This is a genomic window from Streptomyces sp. SCUT-3 (genome assembly GCF_014083985.1).
Lineage (GTDB): Bacteria > Actinomycetota > Actinomycetes > Streptomycetales > Streptomycetaceae > Streptomyces_H > Streptomyces_H thermolineatus.
Genome location: NZ_CP046907.1, coordinates 4521218 through 4536840, shown reverse-complemented (window position 1 = coordinate 4536840; position 15623 = coordinate 4521218). Strand labels below are relative to the sequence as shown.

The following is a 15623-nucleotide window of genomic DNA, read 5'->3' as shown; positions in this document are numbered from 1 at the left end:
CGCACCGCACCGCAGGGGGAAGCATGCCGTCGAAACTGCACACCTACGAGACCGAGGTCGTCTGGACCGGTGACCGCGGCGAGGGCACCAGCACCTACCGCGCCTACGGGCGCGAGCACGAGGTGACCGCGCCCGGCGTCACCGCCCCGCCGCCGATCCCCGGCAGCTCCGACCCGGCGTTCCGCGGCGACCCGGCCCGCTGGAACCCCGAGCAGCTGCTCCTCGCCTCGATCTCCCAGTGCCACATGCTGTGGTACCTGCACTTCTGCTCCGTCAACGGCGTCGTCGTCACCGGCTACGCCGACCGGGCCCGCGGCACGATGCAGGAGAGCGCCGACGGCGGCCGCTTCACCGAGGCGGTGCTGAACCCGCGGGTCGAGGTCGCCTCGGCGGGAATGGCGGAGAAGGCCGCCGCCCTGCACGCGGACGCCCACCGCGCCTGCTTCATCGCCAACTCCGTCAACTTCCCCGTCCGCCACGAGCCCGTCGTCACCGTCCGCGGCACGGCCTGACGGCGGCCGCCCCCGCCGCGGCGGCCGCCCCGGCCCGGGTCAGAACTCGAAGCGGTACCCCATGCCGGGCTCGGTGATGAGGTGCCGGGGGTGCGAGGGGTCGGCCTCCAGCTTGCGGCGCAGCTGGGCCAGGTAGACGCGCAGGTAGTTGGTCTCCGTCTCGTACCCCGGGCCCCACACCTCGCGCAGGAGCCGCTTCTGCTCCACCAGGCGGCCCGGGTTGCGCACCAGGACCTCCAGCACGTGCCACTCGGTGGGGGTGAGGCGGACGTCGGCGCCGCCGCGGTCGACCTTCCTGGCCGCCAGGTCCACGGTGAACGACGCGGTCTCGACGACCGCGAGGTCCTCGCCGTCGGCGGGCGCGGCCCGGCGGACGGCGGCGCGCAGCCGGGCGAGGAGTTCGTCCATGCCGAAGGGCTTGGTGACGTAGTCGTCGGCGCCGGCGTCGAGGGCGCCGACCTTCTCGTCGGAGGCGTGGCGGGCGGAGAGCACGATGACGGGCACCCGGGTCCAGCCGCGCAGCCCCCTGATGACGTCGGTGCCGTCCATGTCGGGCAGCCCGAGGTCGAGGACGACGACGTCGGGGCGGCGTTCGGCGGCGGACCGCAGGGCTGTCGCGCCGTCGGGGGCGGCATCGATGCGGTACCCGCGGGCGCGCAGGTTGATCGCCAGGGCGCGGACGAGCTGCGGCTCGTCGTCCACGATCAGGACGCGGGGTGCCGTGCCCGCGGCATCGCGCCGCGGCGCCTCCGCCTGCCGTCCGCTCATGTGGTCACTTCCGTCGGGAGATCGGGGCGGGCCGCGGACCGGCCGGCCGCGGCTTTGAGGGTCAGCACCATGGTCAGGCCCCCGCCGGGGGTGTCCTCGGCGGCGAGTGTGCCCCCCATGGCCTCGGTGAAGCCGCGGGCGACGGCCAGGCCGAGGCCGACGCCGTTGCCGCGCGGAGCGTCCCCGTGGCGCTGGAACGGCTCGAAGATCTGCTCCTTGGCGGCGTCGGGCACGCCCGGGCCCCGGTCGACGACGCGCAGCTCCACGCGGTCGCCCAGGGCGCTGGCGGTCAGCAGCACCTGCTCGCCGTCGGGACTGTACTGCACGGCGTTCTCCACGATGTTGGCGACGGCCCGCTCCAGCAGCCCCCGGTCGGCGGCGACCATCGGCAGCGTCTCGGGGATGTCCAGGAGCACCCTGTGCGCGGGCACGCCCTTGAGCGCCGGCGGCACCACCTCGTCCGGGGCGGTCTCGCGCAGCAGGGGGTTGACGGCTCCGGTCTGCAGCCGGCTCATGTCCAGGAGGTTGCCGACGAGGTGGTCGAGCCGGTCGGCGCCCTCCTCGATGGCGGCGAGCAGTTCGGCCTCGTCCTCGGGCGACCAGGCGACGTCGCCGGAGCGCAGGGAGGACACCGACGCCTTGACGGCGGCCAGCGGGCTGCGCAGGTCGTGGGAGACGGCGGCGAGCAGGGCGGTGCGGATGCGGTTGCCCTCCTCCAGCCGGCGGGCCCGCTCGGCCTCGTCCACCAGCCGCCGGCGTTCCAGGACGACGACCGCCTGGGCGGCGAAGGCGCCGAGCACGCGCCGGTCCTCGGCCGGCAGCACGCGGCCGCGCAGGGCCAGGGCCGTGCGGTCCCCGGCGGGGACGTCCACGTCGGCCTCGTCGGGGCGGGCCGCCGGGTCCGGTCCCACGCCGGCCACGCGGGTCCACCGGCCGCGGTCCTCCGTGCGCTCCAGCAGGGCGACGGACTCCATGCCGAAGGTCTCTCGGACGCGTTCCAGGAGCGCCGGCAGGGCGGTCTCGCCCCGCAGCACGCTGCCGGCCAGGAAGCTCAGTATCTCGGCCTCCGCGCGCAGCCTCGCGGTCTGCTGGGTGCGGCGGGCCGCCAGGTCCACCACGGACGCCACCGAGCTGCCCACCACCACGAAGACCGCGATGGCCAGGATGTTCTCCGGCTGGGCCACGGTCCAGGTGCGCACCGGCGGGGCGAAGAAGTAGTTCAGCAGCAGGGAACCGACGACGGCCGACGCCAGCGCGGGGAGCAGCCCGCCCAGCAGGGCGGCGGCCACCGTCAGGGTGAGGAACAGCAGCATCGCGTTGGCGAAGCCCGGACCGGGTGCCGCGGCGGTGAGCGCGAGGGCGAGGAGGGCGGGCCCCGCGGTGCCGGTGAGCCATCCGGCGACGACGCGGGAGCGGCCCAGCCTCGCCCCGCGGGTCATGGGGAGCCCTCGGCCCTTGGCGGCGTGCTCGTGGGTGACGATGTGCACGTCCAGGTCGGGGCCGGACTCGCGGGCGACGGTGGCGCCGATGCCGGGGCCGAGGACGTACTGCCACGCCCTGCGGCGGCTGGCTCCGAGCACGATCTGGGTGGCGTTGACGCCCCGCGCGAACTCCAGCAGGGCGGTGGGGACGTCGTCGCCGATGACGGAGTGGAAGGTGCCGCCCAGGTCCTCCACCAGGGTGCGCTGGACGGCGAGCTCCTCGGGCGAGGCCGAGGTCAGGCCGTCGCTGCGGGCGACGTAGAGGGCGAGGACCTCGCTGCCGGAGCCCTTGGCCGCCATCCGCGCGGCGCGGCGAATCAGGGTACTGCCCTCCGGCCCGCCGCTGAGGCCGACCACGATGCGCTCGCGGGCCTGCCAGGTGGAGGAGATGCCGTGGTCGGCCCGGTAGCGCTGGAGGTACTCGTCGACCCGGTCGGCGGTCCACAGCAGGGCCAGTTCGCGGAGCGCGGTGAGGTTGCCGGGCCGGAAGTAGTTCGACAGCGCCGCGTCGACCCGGTCGGCGGAGTAGACGTTGCCGTGGGCCATGCGCCGGCGCAGCGCCTCGGGCGACATGTCCACGAGTTCGATCTGGTCGGCGCGGCGGACGACCTCGTCGGGGACGGTCTCGCGCTGGCGCACACCGGTGATGGCCTGCACGACGTCGCCGAGGGACTCCAGGTGCTGGATGTTCACCGTGGAGACGACGTCGATGCCGGCGTCGAGGAGTTCGTCGACGTCCTGCCACCGCTTGGCGTTGCGGGACCCGGGGACATTGGTGTGCGCCAGCTCGTCGACGAGGGCCACGGCGGGGCGGCGGGCGAGGACGGCGTCGAGGTCCATCTCCGTGAAGACCGCCCCCCGGTGGGTGATCCCGCGCCGGGGGACGACCTCCAGTCCGTGCAGCAGCGCCTCGGTGCGCGGGCGTCCGTGCGACTCCACGAAGCCCACCACCACGTCGGTGCCGCGCTCCGCCCGGCGGTGCGCCTCTGAGAGCATGGCGTAGGTCTTGCCGACGCCGGGGGCCGCTCCGAGGTAGATGCGCAGTGTGCCGCGGGCCATGAGTGCCATTGTCTCCCTTGCCGGTCGGGAACGGGACGGGGCGGGTCGGGTCGGTCGCGGGGGTCCGGCCCGCTCAGGGGGCCGCCTCGTGCAGGGCCGCATTCAGCTCCAGGACGTTCACCACGGGCTCGCCGAGGAAGCCTCCCGGCCTGCCGCGGGTGTGCTCCCGGACCAGTGCGCGCACTGCGGCCGGGTCCAGGCCGCGGGCCCGGGCCACGCGGTCGGCCTGGAGGCGGGCGTACTCAGGCGAGATGTGCGGGTCGAGGCCGGAACCGCTCGCGGTGACGGCGTCGGCGGGCACGGCGGCGGGCCGCACGCCGTTGAACGCGGCGACCTGCGCCCGGCGCTCCTCCACGAGCCGAAGCAGTTCGGGACTGGTGGCCGCCAGGTTGGACGCCCCGGAGGCCGGCGCGTCGTACCCCCCGGCCGAGGGGCGCGGCTGGAACCAGCGGGGGTCGGGGCGGCCGTCGGGGCCGTTCCAGGCCTGCCCGATCAGTGCGGATCCCACGGTCCGGCCGTCGACCTCGACCGTGGAGCCGCCGGCGTTGCCGGGGAGGGCGGCGCGGGCGATCCCGGTCACGGCCAGGGGGTAGAGGACCCCGGTGACCGCGGTGAGGACGAGCAGGGCGCGCAGGGCGGCGCCCGTCAGGCGCGAGGTGCTGCGGAGGGCGGCGGCGTTCATGATCCGATCCCGGGGACGAGGGAGACGAGCAGGTCGACGGCCTTGATGCCCGCGAACGGGACGAGGAGCCCGCCGAGGCCGTAGAGGGCGAGATTGCGGCGGAGCATCGCGTCGGCGCCCGCCGGCCGGTAGCGCACGCCCTTCAGGGCCAGGGGCACCAGGGCGACGATGACCAGGGCGTTGAAGATCACCGCGGACAGGATCGCGGACTGCGGCGAGGACAGCCGCATGATGTTGAGCGCGTCCAGGCCCGGGTAGGCGGCGGCGAACATCGCCGGGATGATCGCGAAGTACTTCGCCATGTCGTTGGCGAGGGAGAAGGTGGTCAGCGCGCCGCGGGTGATGAGCAGCTGCTTCCCGATCTCCACGATCTCGATGAGCTTGGTGGGGTCGGAGTCCAGGTCGACCATGTTCCCGGCCTCCTTCGCGGCCGAGGTGCCGCTGTTCATCGCCACCCCGACGTCGGCCTGGGCCAGCGCGGGGGCGTCGTTGGTGCCGTCGCCGGTCATCGCGACCAGCCGGCCGCCGGCCTGCTCCCGCTTGATCAGGGCCATCTTGTCCTCGGGCGTGGCCTCGGCCAGGAAGTCGTCCACCCCCGCCTCCTCGGCGACGGCCTTGGCGGTGAGCGCGTTGTCACCGGTGATCATCACGGTCCTGATGCCCATGCGGCGCAGCTCGGCGAAGCGTTCGCGCATGCCGTGCTTGACGACGTCCTTGAGGTGGACGACGCCCAGGACGCGGGCCCCGCCGCCGTCCTCGACGGCGACCAGCAGCGGGGTGCCGCCCTCGGCGGCGATGGCGTCCACTGCGCGCCGCGCGTCCTCGGGGACGGTGCCGCCGCGCTCGGCGACCCAGGCGTCCACGGCGGACGCGGCGCCCTTGCGCACCCGGCGCACCGCCGCGCCCGGGCCGGTGACGTCCACCCCGCTCATCCGCGTCTGCGCGGTGAAGGGGACGAACGCCACGTGGCCCAGCTCGCCCTCCCGGCGGGCGCGCAGCCCGTGCGCCTCCTTGGCCAGGACCACGATCGAACGCCCCTCGGGCGTCTCGTCGGCGAGCGAGGACAGCTGGGCGGCGTCGGCCAGTTCGCGGGCGGTGACACCGTCCACGGGCACGAACCCGGCGGCCTGCCGGTTGCCCAGGGTGATGGTCCCGGTCTTGTCCAGCAGCAGCGTGGACACGTCCCCGGCGGCCTCCACCGCGCGGCCGGACATCGCCAGCACGTTGCGCTGCACCAGCCGGTCCATGCCCGCGATGCCGATCGCGGACAGCAGCGCCCCGATCGTGGTCGGGATCAGGCAGACCAGCAGCGCCACCAGCACGACCGTCGACTGCTCGGCGCCGGCGCGGACCGCGAACGGCTGGAGCGTGACCGTGGCGAGCAGGAAGACGATCGTCAGCGAGGCGAGCAGGATGTTCAGCGCGACCTCGTTGGGCGTCTTCTGCCGGGCCGCGCCCTCCACGAGGGCGATCATCCGGTCGATGAAGGTCTCGCCGGGCCGGGAGGTGATCCTGACGACGATGCGGTCGGAGAGCACCCTGGTGCCTCCGGTGACTGCCGAGCGGTCGCCCCCGGACTCGCGGATCACCGGCGCGGACTCGCCGGTGACGGCCGACTCGTCCACGCTGGCCACGCCCTCCACGACGTCGCCGTCGCCGGGGACGACGTCGCCGGCCTCGCAGACCACCAGGTCGCCGACGCGCAGCGCGGTGCCGGGGACCCGCTGCTCACCGCCGTCGGTCAGGCGGCGCGCCGTGATGTCGGTCCTGGCCCTGCGCAGGGTGTCGGCCTGCGCCTTGCCGCGGCCCTCGGCGACCGCCTCCGCGAGGTTGGCGAACAGCACGGTCAGCCACAGCCAGGCCGCGACGGCCCAGGCGAACCAGCCGGGGTCGGCGATCGCCAGCGCGGTGGTGAGCACCGAGCCGACCTCGACCACGAACATCACCGGCGACTTGACCATCACCCGCGGGTCGAGCTTGCGGACGGCGTCCGGCAGGGACGCGGCCAGCTGCCGCGGGTCGAGCAGGCCGCCGGCTGTCCGGCGGCGCCCGGGCCCGGCCGGGGCCGGCGGGACGGGGGCGGGGTGGGGGGCGGGTTCTGGGCGGGGAACGGAAGAGGTCGGGGACATGGGAGCGGGAGCCTCCGCAGGGTGCGCGGGCCGGGGACGCGGCGGACGGTGGTGGCGGACGGAACCGGTCATGACAGCCCCTCCGCGAGCGGGCCCAGGGCCAGGGCGGGGAAGAAGGTCAGCCCCGCCACGACCAGCACCGCGCCGACCAGCAGCCCCGAGAACAGGGGCTTGTGGGTGTGCAGGGTGCCCGCCGTGTCCGGCACGGGCTTCTGTCCGGCCAGGGAGCCGGCCAGGGCCAGGACGAACACCATCGGCAGGAACCGGCCGAGCAGCATCGCCAGGCCGATCGTGGTGTTGAACCACTGCGTGTCGGCGTTCAGGCCGGCGAAGGCGCTGCCGTTGTTGTTCGCGCCGGAGGTGTAGGCGTACAGGATCTCGGAGAAGCCGTGCGGGCCGGGGTTGAGCGTCGAGTCGGGCGGTGTGGGCAGGGCCACGGCCGCGGCGGTGAAGCACAGGACCAGGGCCGGGGTGACCAGGATGTAGGCGGCGGCCAGCTTCATCTCCGCGGCGCCGATCCTCTTGCCCAGGTACTCGGGGGTGCGGCCCACCATGAGGCCGGCGACGAACACCGCGATCACCGCGATCACCAGCATCCCGTACAGACCGGAGCCGGTCCCGCCGGGCGCGACCTCGCCGAGCATCATCCCCAGCATCAGGACGCCGCCGCCCAGGGCGCTGTACGAGGAGTGCGCGGAGTCGACCGCACCGGTGGAGGTCATGGTGGTGGACACCGCGAACAGCGAGGAGGCGCCCTCGCCGAAGCGGGCCTCCTTGCCCTCCATGGCTCCCCCCGCGGCCTGCGCCGCGGCGCCGGGGTGGGCGTACTCCAGGGCCGTCACCGCGACCACGGCGCACAGCCAGATCGCGGCCATCGCCGCCACGACCGCGTAGCCCTGCCGGACGCTGCCGACCATCCTGCCGAAGGTGCGCGGCAGCGAGAACGGGATCACCAGCAGCAGGAAGACCTCCCACAGGTTGCTCAGCGCGTTCGGGTTCTCGAAGGGGTGGGCGGCGTTGGCGTTGAAGAAGCCGCCCCCGTTGGTGCCGAGGTTCTTGATCGCCTCCTGCGAGGCGACCGCACCGCCGGGCAGGTGCTGAACGGCACCGCTGAGCGTGGTGACCTCCTGCGGCGCGGCGAAGTTCTGGACCGCCCCCGCCGCCACCAGCACGACCGCGGCAACGACCGAGACCGGCAGCAGGATCCGCACCACCCCGCGCACCAGGTCGGTCCAGAAGTTGCCCAGGGTGCCGGTGCGGGAGCGGGCGAAGCCGCGCACCAGCGCCACCGCCACGGACATGCCCACCGCCGCGGAGACGAAGTTCTGCACCGCCAGGCCACCGGTCTGCGCCAGGTGGCCCATGGCCGACTCACCGGCGTACGACTGCCAGTTGGTGTTGGTCACGAACGACGCCGCGGTGTTGAACGCCTGGTCCGGGTCGATCGCCCGGAAGCCGAGGGAGAGCGGCAACCGGTCCTGGAGCCTCAGCAGCAGGTACAGGAACAGTGTCGAGACCGCCGAGAACGCCAGCACCGCGCGCAGGTAAGCGGGCCAGCGCTGCTCGGCGTCGGGGTCGGAGCCGATCGCGCGGTGGATCCACCGCTCGGCCCGCAGGTGACGGGGGGAGGTGTAGACGGTCGCCATGTAGTCGCCGAAGGGACGGTGCACCAGGGCCAGCGCCGCGACCAGGGCGGAGACCTGCAGCACGCCGGCGAGTATCGGACTCATCGGGCCGCTCAGAACCTCTCCGGGAAGAACAGGGCGAGGACCAGGTAGCCCAGCAGGGCGACGGCCACGACCAGGCCGACGACGTTCTCGACGCTCACAGCTTCGCCACCCCCCGGGCGACGAGTGCCACCAGCGCGAACACCGCGACGGTGGTGACGATGAAGGCCGGATCAGCCATCGGTTGCTCCTCGGGACGCGTTGTCGGGCGTCAGGGCCCGCGAGTACCAGGACACATCCCCGGGAGGCCGCACGGAGAGGGCATTGACACAGCGCTAACGTCCCGGCCGACGATCTTGACGGGTTCCTGACGGCATCGCGGGGAATCGGCACCCGGGATCCATGATCCAAAGACAGGGAAGCAAGAACTCTGGGATTCGAAGGCCGGGCGAACGAATACCTGAGAATCGAAGGATTGGCTCTGGAGTCCGGAACCCGGGGAATCCGGACGGCGCGGCGGGCCCGGCACCGGCGACGCTGCTACCGTGCCGCGGAAATCGACTTGGTTCTACAACAGGTGTCGCAAGGTGCGCACCACGGGAGGGACGGGCTGATGGAGGCACAGGACAGTGCGGAGCGCCCGGGCCTGGGGCGCCATCGCCGCACCTACCACCCGCAGCGCTGGGGACCTGCCAGGTATGCGCTGCAGTTACTGTCCCTGGTGCCTTTGTCGGCCCTGGTCCTCCTGCTGGTGTTCCTTCTCGGTGAGATCCTCGGCCTGGCGCGCGCTGCCTCGATCGCGGTGACGTCCGGCCTGGTGGTACTGGGACTGTCCGCCGTCAGGGTGCTGCGGTACCGAAGGCCCGCAAGGGGGATGCACCTTTACGAGCACGGTCTGGTCGCGGTCACGGCCGACGGGTCGGAAGTGGTCTTTCCGTGGTCGTCGACCGTTCTCTTCATGGACGGCTGGAATCGCTACAAGCTGGCCAATTCCGAGGGAACTGTCATCACGATCGCAGCTGCTTACCGCACGCCCCCACTGTCCGGGGACAGGATCCGGGGAATGCGTACCCGGACGGTGATCAGGGGCGTCCAGTTCCCGGACGAGAGGGAGTGGGGTTCGGCGATCCGGCGGGGGGTCCGGGAGTCCCGGACGCGGCCGGCTGTCGCAGCGGTCCTGAGCGGCGGTGAAGTCGCCTTCGGGAACCTCGTGGTGAGGCAGGACGGGTTGACCGTGCGGCGCGGCCACGGCCGGGACGACTTCACTTCCTGGGAGGACGTCGGCTCGGTCGCACTCACGGACAGGGACGGCCTCGTCATTGCCTCGCGAGGGAACGACTTTCCGTCGCATTACGCAAAGCCCCTCCACCGAGTACCCAATGCCGAGGTCTTCCTCGATGTCGCCCGTCGGCTGCACGGGCGCAGGGCGCCGGCCGCACCGGTTCCGGCTGCCCGCAACGACGAGGACATGAGCGAAACCCTCGCGCTCATGGGGCTGTACGTCACGTTCGGTCTGGCCGCATGGGCGGCATGGCGCTTGGGCACGCGGAACGAGGTCGAGGGTGCGGGGGATTTCTTACTGGCCGCCCTCGGGGCAGTCCTGGGAGGATTCTCCGGGGCGGTTTTCGGGCTGGCCCTCGCGGCTGCGTCGACAGCGGCGGGCGAGACGCTTGTCAAAACGCTGGCCCGCTGGACAAGACATCGCCGGTACGCTGCGGCAGGCGCCCTCGCACTCGGTGTTGTCGACCTGGTGGTGGCGCTCGGCTTCTTCCTGCTCCGCGAGTTTCCCTCCCGGTTAGTCCCGTTGGTGACGCTGCTCTTCTTCGGCGGCTGGGCGCTGCTGCTCGCGGTGAAGCGGTGCAGTGAGTCCGAGCGCTGGGTCGTGCGCCACCTTCCCGACCTTCCCGGAATGGCGCTGGTCGCCCTCGCCGCCCAGCAGCTCGTTCGCGGCGACGTACTGACCACGGCCCCGGCCGCCGGGCTGTTCTTCCCGCTGGCGATCGGGCTGTCCTGGCGCGGCTGGCGGAAGATGAAGGACTCCACGCGGCCGACGGTGAAGGCGGTGGCCGACATCGTCCTCTCCGTGGAACTCGGCCTGGTGCTTGCGCTGCTCGTGGTGTGGCTGGCCAACGCACTGTCGTTCTCGCCGGCTCAAGTCGCTGCCACACGCAGGGTGATGGAACGGATTCAGGGACTGACCGAAGTGCACTGGCTGTACTGGCTGGTGGCGTACACCTTGCTGGCCGTCGGCAGCTACGCCGTGGTGCGCCGGCCCGACCGTGTTACGCGGATCAGACAGCGGTTGCGGCCGGCCCGCTTCGGCGAAGCCCGGTTGCCGCTGGGCGCCTTCGTCAACTTCGGACGGCGGTCCCTCACCGGGATCAACGTCGGACTCATGGTCGCCCTGCTGTTCGCCGTCGTTCTGGCTCCGGTGTCCGAGGGGACGTGGAAGAAACCGTTGGCTCACAGGTACGCGTTCGAGGTGCAGCGCCGGCAGTACGCCGAGGGCGCTGCGGACGCCTACGAGGCGATCCGCCAGTACGTCACGACGCACCCCCGGGCCGCTGCCCGGCTGAGGGCTGTGGTGGTGGCCGTGAACCGGGCCGCCCCTTCGCCGGCCGGAGGACCCGTGAACCGGACGGCTTTGGAGACAGCGCGGCAGGTCGGCCGGTTCCAGGCAGCCACGCTCGGCCTCGACGACCCGGACCCGCCGCAACCCGCGGAAGTGTCGGAGGCCGAGGACGTCACAGGTCAGCTCGAGCAGCTCGACGAGGGCCAGCAGCGCGCCGAAGAACGGGAGGCGCAGGCCGACCGGTTCGCCGAGCTCGCCTCCCTGGCGATCACCCGCACCTTCGACATCCCCGACCTGGGAGACAACGGGGCCGTGCAGATCCTCAAGGAGTACTTGGGCGGGCTGGTGGAGGACGGCCCGGTGAAGAAGGTCTTCCTCCGGTGGGCCGAGAGGACCGGCCAAGCCCCGCCCGACGGCGGCAGGCTCGTCCGCATCGATGTCAGGAACCTGGCTTCGGTGGCGTACGGCAGGACACAGGAGGCGGTGGAACGTGCCGACGCCGGCATGCTCGCCTTCTACGCCCGGTTCGGCATCGGCATTCCTGTCGAGGAGCCCTCGATGGCGCAGGTGGTCGACCTGGCGAACCAGCACCGGTATCTCCAGCAGGGGACCGGACCCTGCACCGGGTGCGTGACCTCCGGGAACAGCGGCACGAGTCCGGGCGGTGGCGGAGGAGGAGGCCGCCGCAGCTGAGCCTCCCCGATCGGGAAACGGGCATCGGGCCACGCCCGCCCTCTCAGGAGGGCGGGCGGGAGAAGCGGACGGAGCCGGCGCCGGCGAGGACGACCATGACGATCGCCGCGGTCTGCTGCCAGGCCAGGGCCTGGCCCAGCACCAGCCACCCGGCCAGGGCCGCGAGGGCCGGGCCCAGGCTCATCAGGATCCCGAACGTCCCCGTGGACAGGATCCGCAGCGAGAACAGCTCCAGCGTGTAGGGCAGGACGGAGGACAGCAGCGCCACCGCGGCCCCCAGCGCAAGCACCCGCGGCTCGACGAGGGCGGCGCCCGCGTCGGCGACGCCCAGCGGCAGGACGGCGAGGGCGCCGACCGTCATGGCCAGGGCCAGGCCGTCGGTACCGGGGAAGCGGGCGCCCGCCCGCGCGGCCAGCAGGATGTAGCCGGCCCAGCAGACGGCGGCGGCCAGGGCGAAGGCCACCCCGACCGGGTCGAGTCCGCCCCCGGCCCCTCCGTGCCCGCCGCCGGACTCGGCGCGGGCCAGCAGCAGGACCCCGGCCCCGGCGAGGACCACCCACACGGCGTCCAGCGGGCGGCGGGACATCACCACGGCGAGGGCGAGCGGCCCCAGGAACTCCAGCGTCACCGCGACGCCCAGCGGCACCCGTTCGATCGCCTGGTAGATCGTGGCGTTCATGCCCGCCAGGACCAGGCCGTAGGCGGCGACGATCCCCCAGTCCGCCCGGCTGCGCCCGCGCAGCCGCGGCCGGACCAGCACCATCAGGACGACGGCCGCGACGGCCAGCCGGAGCACGACCACTCCCAGGGGCCCCGCCGCCGGGAAGAGCAGCGCGGCGACGGCGGCGCCGAACTGCGTGGACAGCGCCCCGCCGAGCACCAGCAGCGCTGCCCCGCCCTGTCGTCCCCGGCCGTCGTCGGCGGCCGGGGCGCCTGCCGCGGAAGCAGCGGACGCGGTGGCCGGTCGTGCCATGCGGGTCCCCTTCTCTCGAACCGTGCCCCGTACCGCCCCAACGTCTCACACGGGCGGACGGACCCCGGCCCCGGCCTGGGCTTATGCGGAAACAGGGACAGTGCGGGACGGGTGCCGGCGGGGAGGGAACGGGAGGAGGAACCGGTGCCGGGGTGCCGGGAGGGCCACCGGTCGGCCCGGGCCGCTGCCGCGGCGACACGGGCCGTCACGGCAGGCGCAGCCGTCATGGCGGGCACAGCCGTCACGGCAGGCGCAGCCCCGTCACGGCAGGCACGCGCGGGCCAGGTGTGTGGCCGCCGTCGCGCGGGGGACGCTGCCGCTGCGCCACGAGCGCACCGGGTGCACCGAGTTGGCCAGCAGCACCAGGAAGACGTCCCGCACCGGGTCGAGGACCAGGGAGGTGCCGGTGAATCCGGTGTGCCCGGCGGTGCGCGGGCCCGAAAGCTCCCCCATGTACCAGGGGCGGTCGAGTTCGAGGCCGAGCCCCTCCCCGAGCACGAGGTCGGCGGCCGGCCCGCCGTCGAGCAGGCCGCGGCACAGCAGCGCCAGGTCCCGCGCGGTGGAGAACAGCCCCGCATGGCCGGCGACCCCGCCCAGGGCGTGGGCGTTCTCGTCGTGGACCTCGCCGCGCAGCATGCCCCGGTCCGCCCGGGCCCAGGGCCGGCGCTGGTCCTCGGTGGCGGCTGTGCGCGCACGCCAGGAGGCGGGCGGGACGAAGCGGGTGGAGCGCATGCCCAGGGGCCCGGTGACCTCCTCCGCCACCAGCGCGTCCAGGCCCCGCCCGGTGACCTCCTCCAGCAGCAGCTGCAGGAGGACCATGTTCAGGTCCGAGTAGACGACGGCGGTTCCCGGAGCGTGCAGCGGGGCCTCGTCGCGCAGCATCCGCAGCCGCTCCGCGGCCGTCCCCGCCTCGTACAGGGGCAGTTCCGGGCGCAGGCCGGAGGTGTGGGTGAGCAGGTGGCGGACGGTGATCCCGGCCTCGCGCGCTCGGGAGAAGGACGGCAGGTGCCGGGCCACCGGGTCGTCGAGGCCGAGGTCGCCGAGCAGCGCGTGCCGGACGGCGACGAGCGCGGTGAACGGCTTGGTCAGCGAGGCGATGTCGAAGACCGTGCCGACGGTCGCCGGCACCCACTCCTCCGGGGGCGCCTCCACACCGGTGTCGGTGGCCTCGTCGTAGGCGGTGTAGCGGAAGGCGTGGCCGAGGGCCTCCTCCAGGACGACGGTGCCGCCGCGCCCGGCCAGGACGACGGCCCCCGCGCACCACGGACGCGGCCTCCCCGGGCCGGGGACGAGGTGGGCGGCCAGGCCGTCGACGAGCGCGGCGAGGCCGCCGGGGTCGAGCCCCGCCTCCTCCGCGCTCCCCCGCCGCAGCACGGGCCGACGGGGGCCGGGCGCTCTGCCGGGATCGGGGTCGGTGGTGGTGGTGATGGTCGTCCCTCCGCACTCGGGTCGCGGCACCCGCCGCAGGCGCCGTTCGTCGCATGCCTGCCCGTCCGGGCGCTCCCGCCTCGCGGGCGTCCTGACCCGGGGACGACCGCCGGCCGGGGCCGCTGCTGCGGCGGTCCCGGCCGGCGCCCGGGATGCGGTCACGCCCTCAGGGCAGATACCGCTCGACTGCGGACGGGCCCTCCTCCTCGAGGAGCTTGGCGGCCCGGGCGAGCCGCTCGGGGGTGGGCTCGCGCCCGGAGGCGCGCACGAGGTCCTCGGGGTCGATCGGGTTCTCGCTCCCCGTGTGCAGCTTGCTGTCCGGGGTGCGGAAGACGCTCAGGTTCGTCTCGTCGTTGCTCGTTTCACTGCTCATGGCACGCCTCCTCATGGGCGGGACTGCCCTCGGGACCATCCTGTGCCCGCAGCCCATACCCCGGCAATCGGGGCGAAAACCGGGTGCACCGGTGTTCTGCGCGGGCAGGAGCACGGCGAAGGGCCGCGCACCGCCCGCGGCCGCTCGTGCCCCGGGCCCCGTGCCCCCGGGACGGCCGCGGGCGCCGGGCGGGCACGGGCAGGCACCGACACGAGGAGGCCGCCATGGGCGGTACGGGAGACATGGGCGGTCTGACCGCCGTGGTCACCGGCGGGTCCCGCGGGCTGGGACTGCTGATCGCGCGCGAGCTGGGCCGGGCGGGCTGTTCGGTGTCGGTGTGGGGACGCGACCCGAGATCGCTGGAGGCGGCGGCCCGGCAGCTGCGCGCGGAGGGCGTCGAGGTGCTGCCGGTGGCGTGCGACGTGCGCGACGAGGACGAGGTGCGCGAGGCGGTGGTGCGCGTCGAGGGCGAGTTCGGCGGGATCGACGTGATGATCGCCAACGCCGGGGTGATCCAGGTCGCGCCGTTGGAGGCCCAGCGCACGGAGGACTTCCGCGACGCCATGGACACGATGTTCTACGGCGCCCTGTACCCGGTGCTGCACGCGCTGCCGCTGCTGCGCCGCAGTCCGGCGGGCGGGCGGATCGCGGTGATCAGTTCGATCGGCGGGCGGGTCCCCGTGCCGCACCTGCTGCCCTACACCTGCGCCAAGTTCGCCGCCGGGGCGCTCTCGGAGGGGCTGCGGGCCGAACTGGGCCCGCAGGGGGTCAGCGTGACCTCGGTCTTCCCCGGGCTGATGCGCACCGGCTCCCACCTGCACGCCCGGTTCGGCGGGCCGTCGCGGCGCGAGTACGGCTGGTTCTCGGCGCTGGCGTCCATGCCTCTGCTGTCGATGGACGCCGAGCGCGCGGCCGCCCGGATCGTCCGCGCGGTGCGGCGGCGGCGCACCCTGCTGATGCTGACCCCGTGGACCAGGGCCGCCTCCCTGGCGCACGGGGTGGCCCCCGCCACGGTCTCCCGGGTCTCCGCGCTGGCGGCGCGGGTCATGCCCCGCGGCACGGACCCGCACAAGGAGGAGGGCGCGGAGGCGGCGGCCGCGTCGCCGTCCCGCCTGCGCGACCGCCTCACCGTGCTGGGCGACCGAGCCGCCGACCGCTACAACCAGCGGCGCCTGCGGACCCGCTGAACGGCCCCGGCCACGGGCACGGGCCGACCGGCGCGGCCCGTGGTCGGGGCGCGGCCCGTGGCCGGGGCGGCGGTTCCGCGTGCCGCTCCCGCGCGTGCC

General features: G+C 73.9%; 11 protein-coding genes and 1 pseudogene. 3 read left to right on the top strand and 9 right to left on the bottom strand.

All coding sequences use genetic code 11. From position 1 onward, the window contains the following. Window positions 1-23: 23 nt before the first annotated feature. Window positions 24-512 (top strand): OsmC family protein, encoded by a 489-nt coding sequence (locus GQS52_RS20050; RefSeq protein ID WP_182314736.1) that lies wholly within the window; start codon window positions 24-26, stop codon window positions 510-512. A 39-nt stretch (window positions 513-551) separates the two neighbouring features. On the opposite strand, the gene GQS52_RS20045 is transcribed toward GQS52_RS20050, so the two are convergent. The 6 genes from GQS52_RS20045 to kdpF all read right to left on the bottom strand — a co-directional run bounded on the left by GQS52_RS20045 (window position 552) and on the right by kdpF (window position 8459). After that, on the bottom strand, window positions 552-1280 hold the full coding sequence (locus GQS52_RS20045) for a response regulator (protein WP_182314735.1): 729 nt from the start codon (window positions 1278-1280) through the stop codon (window positions 552-554). Next, complete coding sequence (locus tag GQS52_RS20040; RefSeq protein ID WP_182314734.1) at window positions 1277-3820, bottom strand: sensor histidine kinase KdpD; 2544 nt, start codon at window positions 3818-3820, stop codon at window positions 1277-1279. The genes GQS52_RS20045 and GQS52_RS20040 overlap by 4 nt, the downstream gene beginning before the upstream one ends. Before the next feature lie 73 nt (window positions 3821-3893). Next, a complete protein-coding gene (kdpC, locus tag GQS52_RS20035) occupies window positions 3894-4502 on the bottom strand; it encodes a potassium-transporting ATPase subunit KdpC (RefSeq protein WP_182314733.1) in 609 nt (202 codons plus the stop codon). Beyond that, entirely contained in the window at window positions 4499-6631 is a 2133-nt protein-coding gene (gene kdpB / locus GQS52_RS20030; protein ID WP_182314732.1) for a potassium-transporting ATPase subunit KdpB, read from the bottom strand. The genes kdpC and kdpB overlap by 4 nt, the downstream gene beginning before the upstream one ends. A 68-nt stretch (window positions 6632-6699) precedes the next feature. Next, window positions 6700-8361, bottom strand: coding sequence for a potassium-transporting ATPase subunit KdpA (kdpA, locus tag GQS52_RS20025; RefSeq protein ID WP_182314731.1), 1662 nt, complete (start codon window positions 8359-8361; stop codon window positions 6700-6702). A gap of 8 nt (window positions 8362-8369) precedes the next feature. Further along, window positions 8370-8459 carry a K(+)-transporting ATPase subunit F gene (gene kdpF / locus GQS52_RS20020; protein WP_182314730.1) on the bottom strand — a complete coding sequence of 30 codons (90 nt, stop codon included), beginning with the start codon at window positions 8457-8459 and terminating at the stop codon, window positions 8370-8372. 452 nt (window positions 8460-8911) lie between these two features. Between kdpF and GQS52_RS20015 the strand changes: the two genes are divergently transcribed. Continuing rightward, complete coding sequence (locus GQS52_RS20015; RefSeq protein WP_182314729.1) at window positions 8912-11563, top strand: hypothetical protein; 2652 nt, start codon at window positions 8912-8914, stop codon at window positions 11561-11563. A 43-nt stretch (window positions 11564-11606) separates the two neighbouring features. On the opposite strand, the gene GQS52_RS20010 is transcribed toward GQS52_RS20015, so the two are convergent. From GQS52_RS20010 to GQS52_RS20000, 3 genes and pseudogenes are all read right to left on the bottom strand, one after another. Beyond that, window positions 11607-12536 carry an EamA family transporter gene (locus tag GQS52_RS20010; protein ID WP_182314728.1) on the bottom strand — a complete coding sequence of 310 codons (930 nt, stop codon included), beginning with the start codon at window positions 12534-12536 and terminating at the stop codon, window positions 11607-11609. Window positions 12537-12809: 273 nt separating this feature from the next. Beyond that, window positions 12810-13919, bottom strand: a pseudogene (locus tag GQS52_RS20005) (serine hydrolase domain-containing protein); the annotation flags it as partial. A gap of 211 nt (window positions 13920-14130) precedes the next feature. Then, window positions 14131-14337: a hypothetical protein gene (locus tag GQS52_RS20000; protein WP_182314727.1), complete on the bottom strand. Its 207-nt coding sequence runs from the start codon at window positions 14335-14337 to the stop codon at window positions 14131-14133. 224 nt (window positions 14338-14561) lie between these two features. On the opposite strand from GQS52_RS20000, the gene GQS52_RS19995 reads away from it, so the two are divergent. Further along, a complete protein-coding gene (locus GQS52_RS19995) occupies window positions 14562-15524 on the top strand; it encodes an SDR family oxidoreductase (RefSeq protein WP_259370871.1) in 963 nt (320 codons plus the stop codon). Window positions 15525-15623 lie beyond the last annotated feature (99 nt).

Bases quoted from the DNA above. Each gene is read 5' to 3' on its own strand.
- GQS52_RS20050 (WP_182314736.1), top strand. From the start codon at position 24: ATGCCGTCGAAACTGCACACCTACGAGACCGAGGTCGTCTGGACCGGT.
- GQS52_RS20045 (WP_182314735.1), bottom strand. From the start codon at position 1,280: ATGAGCGGACGGCAGGCGGAGGCGCCGCGGCGCGATGCCGCGGGCACG.
- GQS52_RS20040 (WP_182314734.1), bottom strand. From the start codon at position 3,820: ATGGCCCGCGGCACACTGCGCATCTACCTCGGAGCGGCCCCCGGCGTC.
- kdpC (WP_182314733.1), bottom strand. From the start codon at position 4,502: ATGAACGCCGCCGCCCTCCGCAGCACCTCGCGCCTGACGGGCGCCGCC.
- kdpB (WP_182314732.1), bottom strand. From the start codon at position 6,631: ATGTCCCCGACCTCTTCCGTTCCCCGCCCAGAACCCGCCCCCCACCCC.
- kdpA (WP_182314731.1), bottom strand. From the start codon at position 8,361: ATGAGTCCGATACTCGCCGGCGTGCTGCAGGTCTCCGCCCTGGTCGCG.
- GQS52_RS20015 (WP_182314729.1), top strand. From the start codon at position 8,912: ATGGAGGCACAGGACAGTGCGGAGCGCCCGGGCCTGGGGCGCCATCGC.
- GQS52_RS20010 (WP_182314728.1), bottom strand. From the start codon at position 12,536: ATGGCACGACCGGCCACCGCGTCCGCTGCTTCCGCGGCAGGCGCCCCG.
- GQS52_RS20000 (WP_182314727.1), bottom strand. From the start codon at position 14,337: ATGAGCAGTGAAACGAGCAACGACGAGACGAACCTGAGCGTCTTCCGC.
- GQS52_RS19995 (WP_259370871.1), top strand. From the start codon at position 14,562: ATGGGCGGTACGGGAGACATGGGCGGTCTGACCGCCGTGGTCACCGGC.